The sequence below is a fragment of the Helicobacter mehlei genome (assembly GCF_007280785.1).
Lineage (GTDB): Bacteria > Campylobacterota > Campylobacteria > Campylobacterales > Helicobacteraceae > Helicobacter > Helicobacter mehlei.
Genome location: NZ_VKGC01000027.1, coordinates 1 through 15,544, shown reverse-complemented (window position 1 = coordinate 15,544; position 15,544 = coordinate 1). Strand labels below are relative to the sequence as shown.

Below are 15,544 nucleotides of genomic sequence, written 5' to 3'. Positions count from 1 at the left end.
TAGCCCCCACAAGGGGGATATAATCTACACTGCGCCCAAGAACACCCGCTAGGGGTTTGAGACTCTGCGCGCCTTTAAAAGTGGCATGGAGTTAAATTAGTAATCTTTTGTGGATAATGTGTTAGTGTGGTGGTAGTTGGCTGACACTAAAGTATTTTGCAATGCGCGTTGTAAGCCCTTAAAAGCCCTCTTGCTCGCTTGTGGGCAAAGCCCGAAAACGATGGAGCAGGGCTTGCAAGCCGATTAAGTTGTCTTGGCAAAGGGCTTTAAATACTTGTGGGAACTGGAAGTCTTGGGAATGTAAAAAACTCTTGGCGATGTATCTAAAAGCCACATACGCCCTTCTGCCCAAAGGGACGGGGCTTTTAGAGGGGGATTCTTTTCTAGTTTGTAGGTACGCCTGCGCATATCTCTTTTAATAGGTGTGGGGGTGTGCTTGTGCAATCCCTCTAAACAAGAGTGCTTTAAAAAAGAGTCCAGCCCCCAATGAGATCCATTAACTGCTTGTAGTGTTTGTCACGTTGTTGGGGGGTAGCTAGGACTTAAGACTTTAGCGGTGTAACTTCCAGCCATTCCACGATGTTAGCTTTGGCTTTAAACTGGGCAAAGAGGTTTTGCATCAAGTAGGCAAGTAGTCGCGATCATCTTGTAAGATTAGGGGACTATGTTACCCACAACATCCTTTTTTACCACATGTGTTTTGGGTTGGGGCACTTAAAAAGCCATTGCGCTCCAACCAGCGTTGCGCATCCAAGCCGGCTACCAAAAAACCCCCCGAGAATAAAAGCAAATCTTTGAGCAGGGACTGCCCGCCCCCACTTAAATAAGGAAAGCCCAAATGGGGCATCCAAATACCCGGAGTGGTGATGATAAAGGAGAGGGTTACTAAGCCCATGCCAGCCACCAACACCCCGCCTACCATACCACTTAAGGGAAACCACAAGCCCAAGAGCAATAAAAAAGCCAAGAAAAGCTCCAAAGCACCGATGGCATAGGATACTTGATAGGTTTTGTTTTGCTGGTGCCATGCGCGATTTTCGGGCGTGTCTTTGGTGTGTTCTTGGTAAGATTGGGCATGGTGGTAAAGCCACTTACCCAAGGGCGAATGGGCTAGCAAGGGAACAATGCCCCTTGCTTCATAATCGACAAATTTAAGCGATCCCATCCATGCGAGGATCACAAACAAACTGAGGCGCACACACCAAAAGGCGCGATCTTTAAATTGGCTAATTTTTTGTGCGATTTGTTGATTCAATCTCATTTAAAACTCCTCAATCTAAAATCCCATACACCTTAGCACAATTTTAACTAAAATACGATAGGATACCCGCTTTAATATTTTGAAGGAGTTTTGATGTTGCGCGTTCCAAAGAGTTGTAATCTAATTTTACAAGCTTTGGGCGTGATGGGAGGGACACCCAACATGGGACGCTTCTCTGTGGAGCACTTGAGCAAACTGATGCGCTAGTGTTGTGGAATTTGGATTTTTGCCTTAAAAAACAACACTAAAGGATCACCATGCCAATTCAAGAGGATACCCAAAAGATAAGACCTAGTTTTATTGGTCTTATTCCCTTCATCGTTTTTATTGCCATTTATTTGGGCGCAGGACTTTATTTGGAACTTAGCGGGGTCAAGATGGGCTTTTACCAAGTCTCAGGACCTGTTGCAGCCGCCGTGGGCGTAGCGGTGGCTTTTTTGATCTTCAAAGACGATCTGAACAAAAAATTTGATGATTTCTTAGCAGGCTGTGGGGATAAGAACATCATGATCATGTGCATCATCTACCTTTTGGCTGGGGCTTTTGCCGTAGTTGGCAAGGCTAGCGGTGGGGTGGAAGCCACGGTTAATCTGGGTTTAACCTACATCCCTGCCCCGTATTTGGCTGCAGGACTCTTTGTGATTGCTGCTTTTATCTCTACCTCCATTGGCACGAGTGTGGGCACAATTGTGGCTTTAGGCCCTATTGCCATTGGTTTGGCTCAAGAAAGCGGGCTATCTTTACCCTTGGTCTTGGCAGCCGTGCTGGGCGGGGCGATGTTTGGGGATAATCTCTCCATCATCTCAGATACCACGATTGCTAGCACACGCACACAAGAGGTAGAGATGAGCGACAAATTTAAGATCAACCTTTATATTGCCCTGCCTGCTAGTATCCTTACGATTATTCTCTTGCTGATCTTTGGCAGACCTGAGAGTATTGTCACTATGGGGACTCATGATTTTAATTTTGTCAAAACCATCCCCTATCTTTTCGTGCTCTTGTTGGCCATTTTGGGGCTAAATGTCTTTGTGGTGCTCTTTTGTGGGGTCATTTTATCGGGTATCATTGGGATTTATTACGACTCTTTTAGCTTGCTAGGGTTTGCCAAAGAAATTTACAATGGCTTTACTAGCATGCAAGAAATTTTCCTGCTCTCTTTGCTCACGGGGGGCATTGCCTTCATGGTTACAAGGCAGGGGGGCATTGCGTGGATCATCTCCAAAATTGAAAAGATCATTGTGGGCAAGAAAAGTGCTAAAGCTGGAATTGCCACGCTTATTAGCCTCATTGACATTGCCATTGCCAATAACACCGTCTCCATTGTGATTGCCGGTGAGATTAGCCGCCGTATCAGCGTGCGTTTTGGGGTGGATCGCCGCGAAAGTGCGGTGATCTTAGATGTTTTTTCGTGCATTTTCCAAGGTTTGTTACCTTACGGGGCACAAATGCTTATTTTGTTAGGCTTTGCTAATGGGGCGGTGTCCTTTTTAGAGGTCTTGCCCTTGCTATGGTATCAGGGGCTCTTGGGTGTGTTTATGATTTTATATATTTTCTCCGGAACTTATAGCACTTGGGTGCTAAAAAGTTTAGAGAGAAAAAGAAAAGACATCCCCCTTGCTTAGTATCGCCCATAGCCCCGACGCTGATGACATTTTTATGTTCTACCCCATTGTCTTTGGCTGGGTGGATCTACCCAAGCCCTTCACCCACTATGCCCTAGACATTGAAACCTTAAATCAAGAAGCCCTCAAGGGCACGCATGCCATTAGTGCAGTGAGTTTTGGACTCTACCCCTTGATCAAAGACAATTACGCTTTGTTGCAATGTGCCACTAGCTTTGGGCTAGGCTATGGTCCTAAGCTGATTAAAAAAAAGACCACACGCCTCAAACGCAACTTCAAGGTTGCTTTAAGCGGACAATACACCACCAACGCCCTTTTATTCCGACTCTACTACCCACAGGCTAGAGTGGTGTATCAAAATTTCTTAGAGATTGAGAGGGCAGTTTTGAGCGGGGAAGTGGATGCGGGCGTGCTCATCCATGAGAGTATTTTGAATTTTCATAGTGATTTGGTGGTGGAGAAAGAGTTATGGGAGATATGGTGTGAGCTCTCTGATTCCACTTTGCCCTTGCCCCTAGGGGGCATGGTGCTTAGGCGATCCATCCCTCTTAATCAAGCTATCATCTTAGAGAAAAATTTGAGTCGCGCCATCCAAATCGCCCTAGAGCATGCCGATCTGCTCTCTGGCATGCTCATGGAACGCGGGTTAATCCGAGTCAATGCCAATCACCTACGCCATTACTTAGATTTATATGCCAATGCCAGTTCTTATACACTCAGTTTAGAACAACAACAAGGCATTGATAAGCTCTTTGAGTTGGGCTTTAAGCATGGCTTGTTCCCAGAGTGGATTTCTTGTGCCGATCATGTGATTCCTAGCCACTACCACCAGTTGAGATTTTCTTAAAGGAGGTATTTTGCACGGGCGGTGTCTTTCAGGGCGTTTTAGCAGCGCGCAACCTAGCTACCTAGACATCCATTTTGACCACTACCAACCCCAAGAGTCTAGAGGGGTGGTGGTGCAAATCGCTACAGGCATGGTGGAGCACAAACGCCACTATGTGTGGCTAGCCGAACAACTATGCGATCAGGGTTATGTGGTCTTTGTCGCCGATCACCGCGGGCATGGCTTGAGTGTACTAGAAAATAGCACCGAGGTGTGCTGGGGGGAGATGGGGGTTGATGGGTTTGAATGGGCAGTAAAAGACATGGCAAAATTAGCCACCCACATTAAAAGCTTGTATCCCACGCATCAATTAGTGCTTTTAGGGCATAGCATGGGCTCTTTGTTGGCGCGTCGTTTAGTGCAACACAATTATTGCAAGCTAGATGGCTTGGTGCTCACGGGCACCCCCGCCCCCTTTTTTGGGTTGGGGCTCTATGTGTTCTTGCTTAAAATCTTTAGAGGTTTTGGGATAGAAATTACTTGGGGGCTCAATGCCCTTTTTTCCAAGCACCCACGCGTGAAGGCGATGGGCTCTAAGGGGTCTTGGCTGTGCCGTGATGAGCGGGTGATCAAACTTTATGGCATGGATAAGGCGAGTCGCTTTGTGTTTAGCACCAATAGCTTTATCTGCCTGCTTGAGGGCGCGCGTTCCGCTTTTTATGCCCACGCTTATGGGGATAAGAGTTTGCCCATTTTGCTATTGAGTGGCTTAGACGATGTGTGCGGGGATTTTGGCGTGGGAGTTGTGCGGGCTTATCGCTGTCTGGCTAAACAGGGTTTTAGCGATATTACCCTGCGTTTGTTTGAAAAAGATCGCCACAAGATTTTTGATGAACTAGACAAACAAGAGGTCTTGCAAACCCTCTTGGGGTGGTTGGAGCATAAAGGGCTATGATTTTTGGTTGCGCATGCGCTCTAGGTGCGCCACTTGGGCGAACACAATCGCCACCGCCTCAAAGAGCATTTTAGGGATCACCTCATCAATATCCACTTCTTTGTAAAGTTGGCGGGCTAGTTGGGGGTTTTCAATGATCTCAATCTCATGTTCTCTGGCAATCCCCTTAATGCGAATCGCCAAATGATCGATTCCCTTAGCCACCACCACAGGAGCGGGGTCATTTTCCTCAAACCTTAAAGCCACCGCATAGTGCGTGGGGTTGGTTACCACGACATTAGCACTCGGAATGGCTGCCATCATCTTGCTCATCGAGTTTTTGAGCATGAGTTGCTTGATTTTGTTTTTCACCTCAGGATTGCCCTCTTGTTGCTTGTATTCGTCCTTGACCTCTTGTTTAGTCATTTTAAGCGAATTGATATACTGGCGTTTTTTGATGAAAAAATCCAATATGGAAGCCACTAAGAACAAAAATAATAAAATGGCGATGAGCCACAGGGCTTTATCTCTAAACCACAGCATTTGGGCTTTAAAATTGATCTTGGCAACACCCCCTAATTCTTGGGCAAACCAATAGACCACCACAAAGCCCAAAATGAAGGCGATAAAAACTTTGGTGGTGATGAGCGCGCCTTCCAAAAGCTTTTTGAGGCTAAAGAGATTTTTAAAGCCATTGATGGGGTTGATTTTCACCAATTTAGGCGCAACTGCCTTGGGACTAAATAAAAAACCAAATTGCAAGACATTAGCCAAAAAAGCCACCAATGCCACCACAAACAAAAAGGGCAATAAAATCCACAACAAGTCTTTTAGAAGCTCCAAACCTAGCACATGCAAATTATGGGGGGTGAAATCCAATTTGATCCAATGCAAGGACTGCCTAAACATGTCTTTAAAGCCATCAAGCCAGCTACTAAAAAAGACAAAGACACAAACAAAGCTAGCCACCAGCCCCAAAAAACCCACCACCTCGATACTTTTAGCCACATTGCCCTCTTCGCGCGCCTTTTCTATCTTTTTGGCCGAGGGGAGTTCGGTTTTTTCTTCATCTGCCATGGGTGTCCTTTAAGTGTTGGAGTGCCTCTAAATAATCGCCATAGGTGTTGAGGTTGCTAAATTCTGTATTAGCCTCCACTGCTACCCCCAAAGCACCCAATTTTGCCAAAAGCGCGCGCATAGTTGGGGGACTATCTTGCTGGAGGGTGGCCAATGCGTCTTTGTGCCACACACTGCACAGATAAAAATTTTGCACGCTTTGGGGGTAGATTGCTAGGGCTTTGTCTTTATGTTCATAGAGTTTTAAGATCGTCTCAAAGGTTACAAAGGGCATATCCACGGGGATCACAAACACAAAGGGGTTAGCTACACTCAGGGTAGGCACCAAACCAGCTAGGGGGGTGTAGCTAGGCGTGCTGTCTAAAAGATAGGGGGCTTGCAGATCATAGGGTTTTTTGCTAGAGACATAGACTTTTGCAAACCAGCAAGACATTTTGTCAAATTGGTAGGCTAGGAGCGTACTAAATTTGCCAAAGGGCAGGAGGGCTTTATTAATTTGTTGCTGGTCTATTTGCATGCGCTTGCTCTGCCCGCCAGTTAGAATCACACAGGGCATGTCTGTTATTTTAAAAGCGCGCATTTCCCACCATTTTAAAGAGATTTCAGCCCAAATTGTAGCTGTATTTGGTATTTTAGCCTAAAAAACCATGGAGGCACCATGCTAATAGATACTTTTGGGCGGCAAATTGACTATCTGCGGGTGTCTGTTACCAAGCAATGTAATTTTAGGTGCCAGTATTGTATGCCGACCACACCCATGGATTTTTTTGATCGCGAAGAATTATTGCCCTTAGATAAAATGCTAGAGTTTATCAAGATTGCCATCGATGAGGGTATCCAAAAAATCCGCATCACGGGGGGTGAACCCTTAATCCGCAAAGATTTAGCCCCCTTCATCGCCAAAATACACGCCTACGCCCCCCATGTCAAGTTGGCTTTAACCACTAATGGATTTTTGCTAAAAAATCAAGCCCAAGCCCTCAAAGAGGCGGGGCTAGAACGGGTTAATGTGTCTTTAGATTCGCTCAAACCCGAGCGGGTGGCTAAAATCTCACAAAAGGACGGCTTAAGAACGGTTTTAGAGGGCGTGGAGGAGGCGTTAAAAGTGGGCTTGGGGCTGAAATTTAACATGGTCGTGTTGCAAGGCATTAATGGGGATGAAATTTTAGAGCTTTTGGAATTTGCACGGGGTAAAAACGCCCAAATCCGCTACATTGAGTTCATGGAGAACACGCATGCCAATAGCCAACTTAAAGGCTTGAGTGAGGCGCAGATTTTGGAGGTCATTAAAGCCAAATACCCCCATGTCAGGTTAATCAGCGAAGGATTGAGCCCTTCTAAGATTTACGCCCTAGAGAATGGCTATGAATTTGGGATCATCGCCCCACACAATGACGATTTTTGCAAACATTGCAATAAAATCCGCCTGAGTGCCGATGGCACGATTTTCCCCTGCCTTTACTACCAAGATAGCGTGGGTGCTAAGGAGGCGATTTTAAAGGGCACGCCTAGCCAAATGCGCCAAGCCCTGCACCAAGGCGTGCAAAACAAGCCTGAAAAGAATTTATGGCACAAGGGCATGCAAAACCAAGTGTCTGAGCGGGCGTTTTACAAAACGGGGGGATAAAACAAAAAGGATGACGATGGATTTATTAGAACAAGCCCTAAATGGGCAATGTGCTGAGGCGGGCGTTTTAGCTAGACTCTACGATTATGATTTATTTGTCTTGGCTAAAGAGGCGCACACGATCCGCACACAAAAGCACCAAGACAGGGTCTTTTTCAACACCAACCGCCACATCAACCCGAGCAATATTTGCGCGGATAGTTGCAAGTTTTGCGCTTTTTCAGCCAGCCGTAAGAACCCCACCCCCTATGAAATGACTCAAGAGCAAATTTTAGAGCAAATCCAAGATTCCTATGCTAGGGGCATTAAAGAAGTGCATGTGGTGAGCGCGCATAACCCTAATTATAGTTATGAGTGGTATTTAAATCTCTTCAGGGCAATCAAGGCAAGCTTTAAGGATTTGCACTTAAAGGCAATGACCGCTGCTGAGGTGCATTTTTTAAGCACGAAGTTTAACAAGCCCTACCAAGCAGTGTTAGAGGATATGCTCAAAGCGGGCGTGGATAGCATGCCCGGGGGTGGGGCGGAGATTTTTGATGAAAAGGTGCGCAAGCACATTTGTGCGGGCAAGGTCAGCTCCACTAGGTGGCTTGAAATCCACCAATATTGGCACTCTTTGGGCAAGATGAGCAATGCGACTATGCTTTTTGGGCATGTGGAGAATAGAGAGCACCGCTTGGATCATATGTTGCGTTTGAAAAATGCCCAAAGCCCACAGAATAAAGTGGAGGCAAAGCAGGGGGGGTTTAATGCCTTTATCCCCTTACTCTACCAAAAGGATCATAATTTTTTGAAGGTGCAAAGAAGCCCTAGCGCCCTTGAAATCTTAAAGACGATCGCCATTGCCCGTATTGTCTTACAAAATATCCCCCACATCAAGGCTTATTGGGCGACTTTGGGCTTAAATTTAGCGATGGTGGCTCAAGAATTTGGCGCAGATGATTTAGATGGCACCATTGGAGTGGAGATGATCCAATCAGCCGGAGGGGCTAAGAGCAAGCGGGGGGTTAGCAAGGAGGATTTGATTTACCAAATTAAAGACGCGCGTTTTTGTGCGGTGGAGAGAGATAGTCTTTATAATCCTTTGAGAGTGTGGTAGTCTGTTAAATGTTGATTTACCAAAGCTTTATTTTTTATTACTTTTGGAAAAATTGGGTATAATAAGGGCAAATCCAAATTATCATGCTTGAATTGTGAGGACAGCAACATTAAAAAGTTTCTCGCCGCTATTGTGGTTTGCATCGGTCAGTTTTTCTCACCCTTGGATGCACAAGAACGCATCAAAAGCATTGAATATGAAGATCTCTCTTACATGTCGGATATGCTAGCTAATGAGATCACCAAGATTCGACAAAATGATATTTTAGACCCTGAAAAGATTGATGAAGCGATCTTAGCACTTTATAATCAAGGCTATTTCCAAGATGTCTATGCCACCTTCGATCACGGCAAATTGGTGTTTCATTTTAAGGAAAAGCCTAGAGTTGCGAGCATTGAAATTAAAGGCTATGGCACAGAAAAGGAAAAAGAAAACCTCTATACCCAAATGGGGATCAAAAAGGGGGACACCTACGATGAGACCAAATTAGAAAATGCCAAATATATTTTAAAAGCTGCCCTAGAGCAACAAGGCTTTTATGGGAGCGTGGTGGAAGCGCGCACGGAAAAGTTAGCCAATCAAGGGGCTTACCGCATCATCTTTGATGTGAATCGGGGGAATAATATCCACATCACCCGTTCTGTTTATGAAGGGCGCAAGCAACTCAAACAACGCGTGGTGGAAAGTTTGAGCGCAAACAAACAACGCGACTTTATGGGCTGGATGTGGGGCTTAAACTCGGGGAAATTGCACTTGAACGAATTGGAATACGACTCCATGCGTATCCAAGATGTCTATTTGCGCCATGGTTTCCTAGATGTCAATGTGTCCTCGCCTTTTTTGAACACCAACTTTGGTACGCACAAGGCAAAACTCTACTATAAAGTCAAGGAGGGGATTCAGTACCGCGTTTCGGGCATTGAAATCCAAATCAATAAACCCGTTGTCCCCATCCCTAAATTGCTCAAGGCGATCAAGGTACAAAAGGGTGCAGTCTTTAACATTGAACACATGCGTGCCGATGCGCAAATCTTAAAAAGAGAAGTTGCCGATCAGGGGTATGCCTTTGCGGTGGTCAAACCCGACTTGGATAAAGACGAAAAACATGGCAAGGTGAAGGTGATTTACCGCATTGAAACTGGGGACATGGTCTATATCAATGACATTATCATCTCGGGCAACCAACGCACCAGTGATCGCGTGATTCGCCGTGAGGTGTGGTTAAGCCCTAAAGAGCGTTACAGTCTAACCAAAGTCGCCAACTCAGAAAGTGCCTTGCGCCGTTTGGGCTTTTTCTCTAAGGTCAAGATTGAGGAAAGACGGGTTAATAGCCAGTTGATGGACTTGTTGGTCAATGTTGAGGAGGGGCGCACGGGGCAGTTGCAATTTGGCGTAGGGTATGGGAGCTATGGGGGGCTCATGCTCAATGGGAGCGTGAGCGAGAAAAACCTCTTTGGCACGGGTCAAAACATGAGTTTGTATGCCAACATCTCTACGGGTGGGGGCAATCGGAATTATGGGATTAGAGGCAGTGGGCGGATGTTCTCGGGGAACTTAACCTTAACTAACCCACGCATCTTTGATAGCCGCTATAGCACCTCCATTAGTCTTTTTGCCGAATACATCATCAACTATAACTACATCCAACAAGGCGGGGGCTTTCGCGTGAGTGCGGGGCGCATGATCACTAACACCTTTAGCATGAACCTAGGTTATAGCTACAATATCACCAAGATTTTGGGGTTTTCTAGCCCCTTGTATGAGCAATTTTATAGTAGCCAAAATACCATCATCCGCTACCCTAATGGGCAGCCTGCCATTGGACCCAACAACCAACCACTGCGTGGGCTTTGGAATCGCGATTACCACACACCGGCAATCAGTTCTTTTACTCTCAGCACCAACTTTGATAACACCGATGACTACTACTTCCCTAAAAATGGTTTCACCTTTGCTAACTATGTTACGATGGCAGGCTTACCCTCCAAAGGGGACCTAAATTCGTGGAATGGTTTGGGGGGGAATGTGCGTAATGTCAAAATTTATGGCAAATTTGCCGCCTACCACCACCTACAAAAATACATTTTAATTGATTTGATCGCGCGTTTCAAAACCCAAGGGGGATATATCTTCCGTTACAACACAGAAGATTATTTGCCCCTAAACTCCGTCTTTTATCTAGGGGGTGTTACCACGGTTAGAGGCTTTAGAAGCAGTTCGATCACACCCCGCACGCCTTTGGGCATGTGGGTGGGGGGCGATGGGCTTTATACGGGCTCTGTAGAGTTGAGCTACGGGTTGCTCAAGGCGGCTAAAATGCGCTTGGCGTGGTTTTTTGACTGGGGCTTTTTGACCTATAAAGCCCCTACAAAATCGGGAGGATTTTGGCATAACGCCCCCTCTACCAATGTAGATTTTAAAGATTATGGCGTGGTCGGTGCGGGCTATGAACAAGGCACTTGGCGCGCCTCTACGGGCTTGCAAATTGAGTGGATTTCACCCATGGGACCTTTGGTCTTGATCTTCCCCATTGCCTTTTTCAACGACTGGAGTGACAAAAGAGGTCTTTTCTTTAACCCCAATTTTGGCGATCTCACCCAGCGTTTTGAATTTTCTATGGGGACACGCTTTTAGGAGAAAACATGCGCTTGAGCAAAGCAGAATTACTTGATTACATGGCACACAAACCTTTAAAGGAATTGGGGCAAATGGCATTAGCCAAAAAGCAAGAATTGCACCCGGATAACACCACGACCTTTATTGTGGATCGCAACATCAACTACACCAATATTTGTTTTGTGGATTGCAAGTTTTGTGCCTTTAAGCGCACGCTTAAAGACAAAGACGCTTATATCTTGGATTTTGACACCATCGATAAAAAAATCGAGGAACTTTTAGCTATCGGGGGCACGCAGATTTTGTTCCAAGGCGGGGTGCATCCCCAACTTAAAATTGACTATTATGAAAATCTAATCGCCCACATCGCCCAAAAATTCCCCACCATCACTATACACGGCTTTTCAGCTGTGGAAATCGACTACATTGCTAAAATCTCTAGGCTGTCCTTGCAAGAGGTTTTAGCCCGTTTAAAAGCAGCGGGACTAAGCTCAATCCCGGGGGCAGGGGCGGAGGTGCTAAGCGATCGGGTTAGAAAAGTGATCGCGCCTAAGAAGCTGAGTGCGGATCGTTGGATTGAGATTCACAGGCAGGCACACAAGCTGGACATCAAAAGCACGGCGACCATGATGTTTGGTACGACAGATACAGATGAAGATATCGCCGAGCATTTGGAGCGGGTGCGGGATTTACAAGATGAAACGGGGGGCTTTCGGGCATTTATTCTATGGAGTTTCCAACCCGACTTTACCCCCCTGCAACAAGAAATGCCCCATATCAGAAAAGCCAGCTCTAATCGCTATTTACGCCTCTTGGCTTGTAGCCGGTTGTTTTTAGATAATATTAAAAATATCCAAAGTTCATGGGTAACGCAGGGGGCGTTTATTGGGCAGTTAGCACTCTTATTTGGAGCCAACGATCTAGGGAGCGTGATGATGGAGGAAAATGTGGTCAAGGCAGCAGGGACGAGTTTTTGTTTGAACGAGCAAGAGATGGTGGCTTTGATTGGGGACATTGGAAGCCTTGCAGCCAAGCGTAACACCGCTTATGAAATTTTAAAGAGATACCATGCCTAAAACACGCTATATTTTATTAGGGCTCTTGATCGTAGCACTCATCATCATTGGAATATGGAAGGAACGGAAAATGGAACAAAATAAACAAGGCACACAACAAGCACAGACCATTAAACGCGATCAGGTCGGGGAGGGGATTAAATATTTTGAGATCAAGGGAATCAAGGTCCCCGTGATCTATGAAGAAAACCACCTCTTGCCTATGGGGGCGATCAAGTTTATGTTCATGGGTGGGGGCAATATCATGGACAAGGATAAGTTTGGGCTTTCCAAATTGAGTGCTAGCATGCTCAATGAGGGCACTAAGGAGCTGGGCAGTGTTAAATTTGCCGAACAGCTTGAAGATCTGGCGATCACGCTAGATGCCGATATCCGCTTGGAGTCCTTGCACATTGATTTGAGTTTTTTAAAAGAATACCAAGATAAAGCAGTTGGCTACCTACACGATCTCTTGCTCTCGCCCAATCTCACCCCCAGTGCCCTAGAAAAGGTGCAAAAACGCATGACCGCAGCAGCTCTTAATAAGATGAGCAATTTTGACTACTTAGCCCAATTAGAGCTCAATGGGATTTTATTTGCCAACACCCCTCTAGCCCACCCCTCCATTGGAACACCCAAGAGCATTAAGACCATCTCCTTAGAGGATGTCAAAAAACGCCTAGAGGACGCGCTCGACATTGAGCGGCTCATCATCGTTATGGGCGGGGATATGGATATTGATAAAACCCTAGAGTCTCTAAAACCCCTCCTAGAAGCCCTGCCCTCCAACAAGCCCTTTTTCACCCCCTATTTTAGCACCACGCAAAAACCCGAAACTAAAGTCGTCTATAAAGACAGCCAACAAGCCTATATTTACTTTGGTTCGCCTTTCCACATGAAAGACTTGGAAAAAGAATTACCCTTAGCCAAAGTGATGGGCTTTGTGCTAGGCTCTAGTGGCTTTGGCTCGCGCTTGATGGACACAATTCGAGTCAAGGAGGGCTTGGCTTATAGTGCCTATATGCGTATCCAACTCTCTAGGATCATCAACTGCACCACGGGCTATCTGCAAACCAAATTAGAAAACCAAGATAAAAGTATCGCCTTAGTGCGTGGAGTCATTAAGGAGTTTGTGGCAAAGGGGATCACCCAAGAGGAACTAGATGGGGCTAAAAAATTCTTACTAGGTTCTGAACCCCTAGCCAATGAAACCTTAAGCAAGCGTTTGACAACTAAATTCCACAACTTTTATTTGGGTTTGCCCCTAGATTATGACAAGATCATGCTCGATCGCATCCGCCATTTGAGTTTGCAAGAGATTAACGACTACATCAAATCTCACGTTGAGATCAATGACTTGAGCTTTGGTATTGTTACCATGGACCCTAAAATCCAAGAACAAAAAGAGGAAAAAAAGCAGCAAATGGCACCCAAGGATAGTATCTAAAGGAGTTTTATATTTGAAACCATTGTTGGCACAATCAGAAAAAGCAGGGTGATTTAGATGTTTAATCTAATTAGCTTTGTTGTATTTTTGTCAATCATTCTTATCGCCGTCCCATCGATGTTAAAAAAGATTCTCAAAAGGCCTTTAAAACCACTTACTAGAATTACAAGGCGAATCTTGCTCTATTTATGGTCTTTGGTAGGTCTTATCTTCCTTGCCATTGCCTTACGAGCCTTATTATTATACCTCTATGCCTACTTTAGATTTTCATAGGTTAAAGGAGTCCCATGTTTGAAACCATTATCGGCTTAGAGGTGCATGCCCAGCTCAACACGCAAACCAAGATTTTTTGTTCCTGCCCCACTAGCTTTAAGGACACCCCCAATAGCCACACCTGCCCGGTGTGCTTAGGTTTGCCCGGAGCCCTGCCCGTGCTGAACGAACAAGCCCTAGCTAAGGCGATCGCCTTTGGCACAGCGATCAATGCCACAATCAACCAAAATAGCATTTTTGCGCGCAAGAATTATTTTTACCCCGATTTGCCCAAAGCCTACCAAATCTCACAATATGAATTGCCCATTGTCAGTGATGGGTATTTAGATATTGAGCTAGAGGGGCAAATTAAACGCATTGGCATTGAGCGCGCCCATTTGGAGGAGGATGCGGGCAAGAATATCCACGAGCATGCCTTTTCTAAGGTGGATTTGAATCGTGCGGGCACGCCCCTTTTAGAGATTGTGAGTCGCCCGGATATGCGTAGCCCCCAAGAGGCGATTAGTTACTTGAAAAAATTGCATGCCATTGTGTGTTTTTTGGATATTTGCGATGGGAATATGCAAGAGGGTAATTTTAGGTGCGATGCTAATGTCTCTATCCGCCCCAAGGGTGATCCCAAACTCTATACCCGTGTGGAGATCAAAAACCTCAATAGCTTTAAATTCATCCAAAAAGCCATTGAATACGAAGTTGAACGCCAAAGCGAGGCTTACGAACGCGGGACTTACGCCAAGGAAGTGGTGCAAGAAACGAGGCTTTTTGACACCACAAAAGGGATTACGCAGTCGATGCGTAGCAAAGAGGGGGCAGCAGATTACCGCTACTTTCCCGATCCTGATCTTAGGCGTGTCTTTATCCCGCCTGAACTCTTGCAAAAAGCCCAAAATATCCCCGAGCTCCCTGAGGCCAAAAAGCAACGCTATATCCAAAGTCTAGGGCTTAGGAGTGAGGACGCCCAAATGTTGGTTAGCGATGTGGTGGTTGCGCGTTATTTTGAGAAAATGGTGGCTTTGGGTGCCAGCGCAAAGGGGAGTTTTACATGGCTGGCAGTGGAGCTAATCGGGCGTTTGGAGGGCGAGCAAAGTCTAGAAAATTGCGCCATCCATGCTGATACGCTGAGTTTGTTAGTCCGCCACATTGACACTGGGCATATCTCGGGCAAAGCGGGTAAGGAGATTTTAGACAAGCTGATGGAGCAAAAAACGACCCAGCCTAGCGATGTGGATGATTGGATTAACCAACTGGGCCTAGCCCAAGTGGATGATAGTGCTCTGCTTTTACAAGCCATTGAAGAGGTGCTAGCCCAACACGCCGATAAGGTCGCTGAGTACCAAAATGGCAAGGTCAAACTCTTTGGCTTTTTTGTCGGCCAAGTGCTCAAACGCTTGAAAAATGCCAACCCCACCACGATCAACACACTTTTAAAAGAAAAATTAGGCTCTTAAAGCCTCCCCCCGCCCCCCGGGGGCAGACTTGGCACACGCCCCAAATCCCAAAGGTGTTGCCACACTTTTTAAATCCAAATCTACAAGGGTTTTTAGTGTTCCTACAAGCTTGGGGGCACCCCTCAGTGGCAAGGAATGTGTTACAATGGAAAAAATGGGGATCTTTGATGAAAAAAATTTTATATTTTTTAGCCTGCTTTCTAGCATCCTTACATGCTATGGACGATCGCAAAGCGATGGAACAGGTCAAACAGTG

13 protein-coding genes are annotated in these 15,544 nt (G+C 45.8%); 9 read left to right on the top strand and 4 right to left on the bottom strand.

Annotated elements, in window-relative coordinates; all coding sequences use genetic code 11:
* Positions 1-178: 178 nt before the first annotated feature.
* Both FNE76_RS08310 and FNE76_RS07370 read right to left on the bottom strand, forming a co-directional pair.
* On the bottom strand, positions 179-334 hold the full coding sequence (locus FNE76_RS08310) for a hypothetical protein (protein WP_162983108.1): 156 nt from the start codon (positions 332-334) through the stop codon (positions 179-181).
* A gap of 333 nt (positions 335-667) precedes the next feature.
* Positions 668-1,261, bottom strand: coding sequence for a YkgB family protein (locus FNE76_RS07370; RefSeq protein WP_120948713.1), 594 nt, complete (start codon positions 1,259-1,261; stop codon positions 668-670).
* Between the two features lie 257 nt (positions 1,262-1,518).
* Between FNE76_RS07370 and FNE76_RS07365 the strand changes: the two genes are divergently transcribed.
* The 3 genes from FNE76_RS07365 to FNE76_RS07355 are packed head-to-tail and all read left to right on the top strand — an operon-like array spanning position 1,519 to position 4,667.
* Positions 1,519-2,886, top strand: coding sequence for a Na+/H+ antiporter NhaC family protein (locus tag FNE76_RS07365; protein ID WP_120948712.1), 1,368 nt, complete (start codon positions 1,519-1,521; stop codon positions 2,884-2,886).
* Positions 2,879-3,733, top strand: a complete 855-nt coding sequence (locus FNE76_RS07360; RefSeq protein ID WP_143928464.1) for a menaquinone biosynthesis family protein — start codon at positions 2,879-2,881, stop codon at positions 3,731-3,733. The genes FNE76_RS07365 and FNE76_RS07360 overlap by 8 nt, the downstream gene beginning before the upstream one ends.
* A gap of 10 nt (positions 3,734-3,743) precedes the next feature.
* The gene (locus FNE76_RS07355; protein WP_120948711.1) at positions 3,744-4,667 is read left to right on the top strand and encodes an alpha/beta fold hydrolase; all 924 of its coding nucleotides are present in this window, start codon (positions 3,744-3,746) and stop codon (positions 4,665-4,667) included.
* Here the strand turns inward: FNE76_RS07355 and flhB are convergent.
* Positions 4,662-5,723 carry a flagellar biosynthesis protein FlhB gene (flhB, locus tag FNE76_RS07350; protein WP_120948710.1) on the bottom strand — a complete coding sequence of 354 codons (1,062 nt, stop codon included), beginning with the start codon at positions 5,721-5,723 and terminating at the stop codon, positions 4,662-4,664. The genes FNE76_RS07355 and flhB overlap by 6 nt on opposite strands.
* A complete protein-coding gene (locus FNE76_RS07345) occupies positions 5,713-6,303 on the bottom strand; it encodes an NTP transferase domain-containing protein (protein WP_235852305.1) in 591 nt (196 codons plus the stop codon). Before FNE76_RS07345 ends, flhB begins: the two co-directional genes overlap by 11 nt.
* A gap of 78 nt (positions 6,304-6,381) precedes the next feature.
* On the opposite strand from FNE76_RS07345, the gene moaA reads away from it, so the two are divergent.
* The 6 genes from moaA to gatB all read left to right on the top strand — a co-directional run bounded on the left by moaA (position 6,382) and on the right by gatB (position 15,288).
* Complete coding sequence (gene moaA / locus FNE76_RS07340; protein WP_120948708.1) at positions 6,382-7,350, top strand: GTP 3',8-cyclase MoaA; 969 nt, start codon at positions 6,382-6,384, stop codon at positions 7,348-7,350.
* Between the two features lie 16 nt (positions 7,351-7,366).
* Complete coding sequence (mqnE, locus tag FNE76_RS07335; protein ID WP_143928463.1) at positions 7,367-8,449, top strand: aminofutalosine synthase MqnE; 1,083 nt, start codon at positions 7,367-7,369, stop codon at positions 8,447-8,449.
* A 162-nt stretch (positions 8,450-8,611) separates the two neighbouring features.
* Positions 8,612-11,083, top strand: a complete 2,472-nt coding sequence (gene bamA, locus FNE76_RS07330) for an outer membrane protein assembly factor BamA (RefSeq protein ID WP_120948715.1) — start codon at positions 8,612-8,614, stop codon at positions 11,081-11,083.
* A gap of 8 nt (positions 11,084-11,091) precedes the next feature.
* Positions 11,092-12,141, top strand: a complete 1,050-nt coding sequence (locus FNE76_RS07325; RefSeq protein ID WP_143928462.1) for a dehypoxanthine futalosine cyclase — start codon at positions 11,092-11,094, stop codon at positions 12,139-12,141.
* Between the two features lie 202 nt (positions 12,142-12,343).
* Positions 12,344-13,567: a M16 family metallopeptidase gene (locus FNE76_RS07320; RefSeq protein ID WP_120948714.1), complete on the top strand. Its 1,224-nt coding sequence runs from the start codon at positions 12,344-12,346 to the stop codon at positions 13,565-13,567.
* A gap of 287 nt (positions 13,568-13,854) precedes the next feature.
* Positions 13,855-15,288: an Asp-tRNA(Asn)/Glu-tRNA(Gln) amidotransferase subunit GatB gene (gatB, locus tag FNE76_RS07315; RefSeq protein ID WP_120948705.1), complete on the top strand. Its 1,434-nt coding sequence runs from the start codon at positions 13,855-13,857 to the stop codon at positions 15,286-15,288.
* Positions 15,289-15,544 lie beyond the last annotated feature (256 nt).

What these genes read in the sequence shown, in the direction of transcription:
- FNE76_RS07320 (WP_120948714.1), top strand. Translation starts at nt 12,344, where the DNA reads ATGGGGGCGATCAAGTTTATGTTCATGGGTGGGGGCAATATCATGGAC.
- FNE76_RS07365 (WP_120948712.1), top strand. Translation starts at nt 1,519, where the DNA reads ATGCCAATTCAAGAGGATACCCAAAAGATAAGACCTAGTTTTATTGGT.
- mqnE (WP_143928463.1), top strand. Translation starts at nt 7,367, where the DNA reads ATGGATTTATTAGAACAAGCCCTAAATGGGCAATGTGCTGAGGCGGGC.
- gatB (WP_120948705.1), top strand. Translation starts at nt 13,855, where the DNA reads ATGTTTGAAACCATTATCGGCTTAGAGGTGCATGCCCAGCTCAACACG.
- FNE76_RS07370 (WP_120948713.1), bottom strand. Translation starts at nt 1,261, where the DNA reads ATGAGATTGAATCAACAAATCGCACAAAAAATTAGCCAATTTAAAGAT.
- flhB (WP_120948710.1), bottom strand. Translation starts at nt 5,723, where the DNA reads ATGGCAGATGAAGAAAAAACCGAACTCCCCTCGGCCAAAAAGATAGAA.
- FNE76_RS07345 (WP_235852305.1), bottom strand. Translation starts at nt 6,303, where the DNA reads ATGCGCGCTTTTAAAATAACAGACATGCCCTGTGTGATTCTAACTGGC.
- FNE76_RS07325 (WP_143928462.1), top strand. Translation starts at nt 11,092, where the DNA reads ATGCGCTTGAGCAAAGCAGAATTACTTGATTACATGGCACACAAACCT.
- moaA (WP_120948708.1), top strand. Translation starts at nt 6,382, where the DNA reads ATGCTAATAGATACTTTTGGGCGGCAAATTGACTATCTGCGGGTGTCT.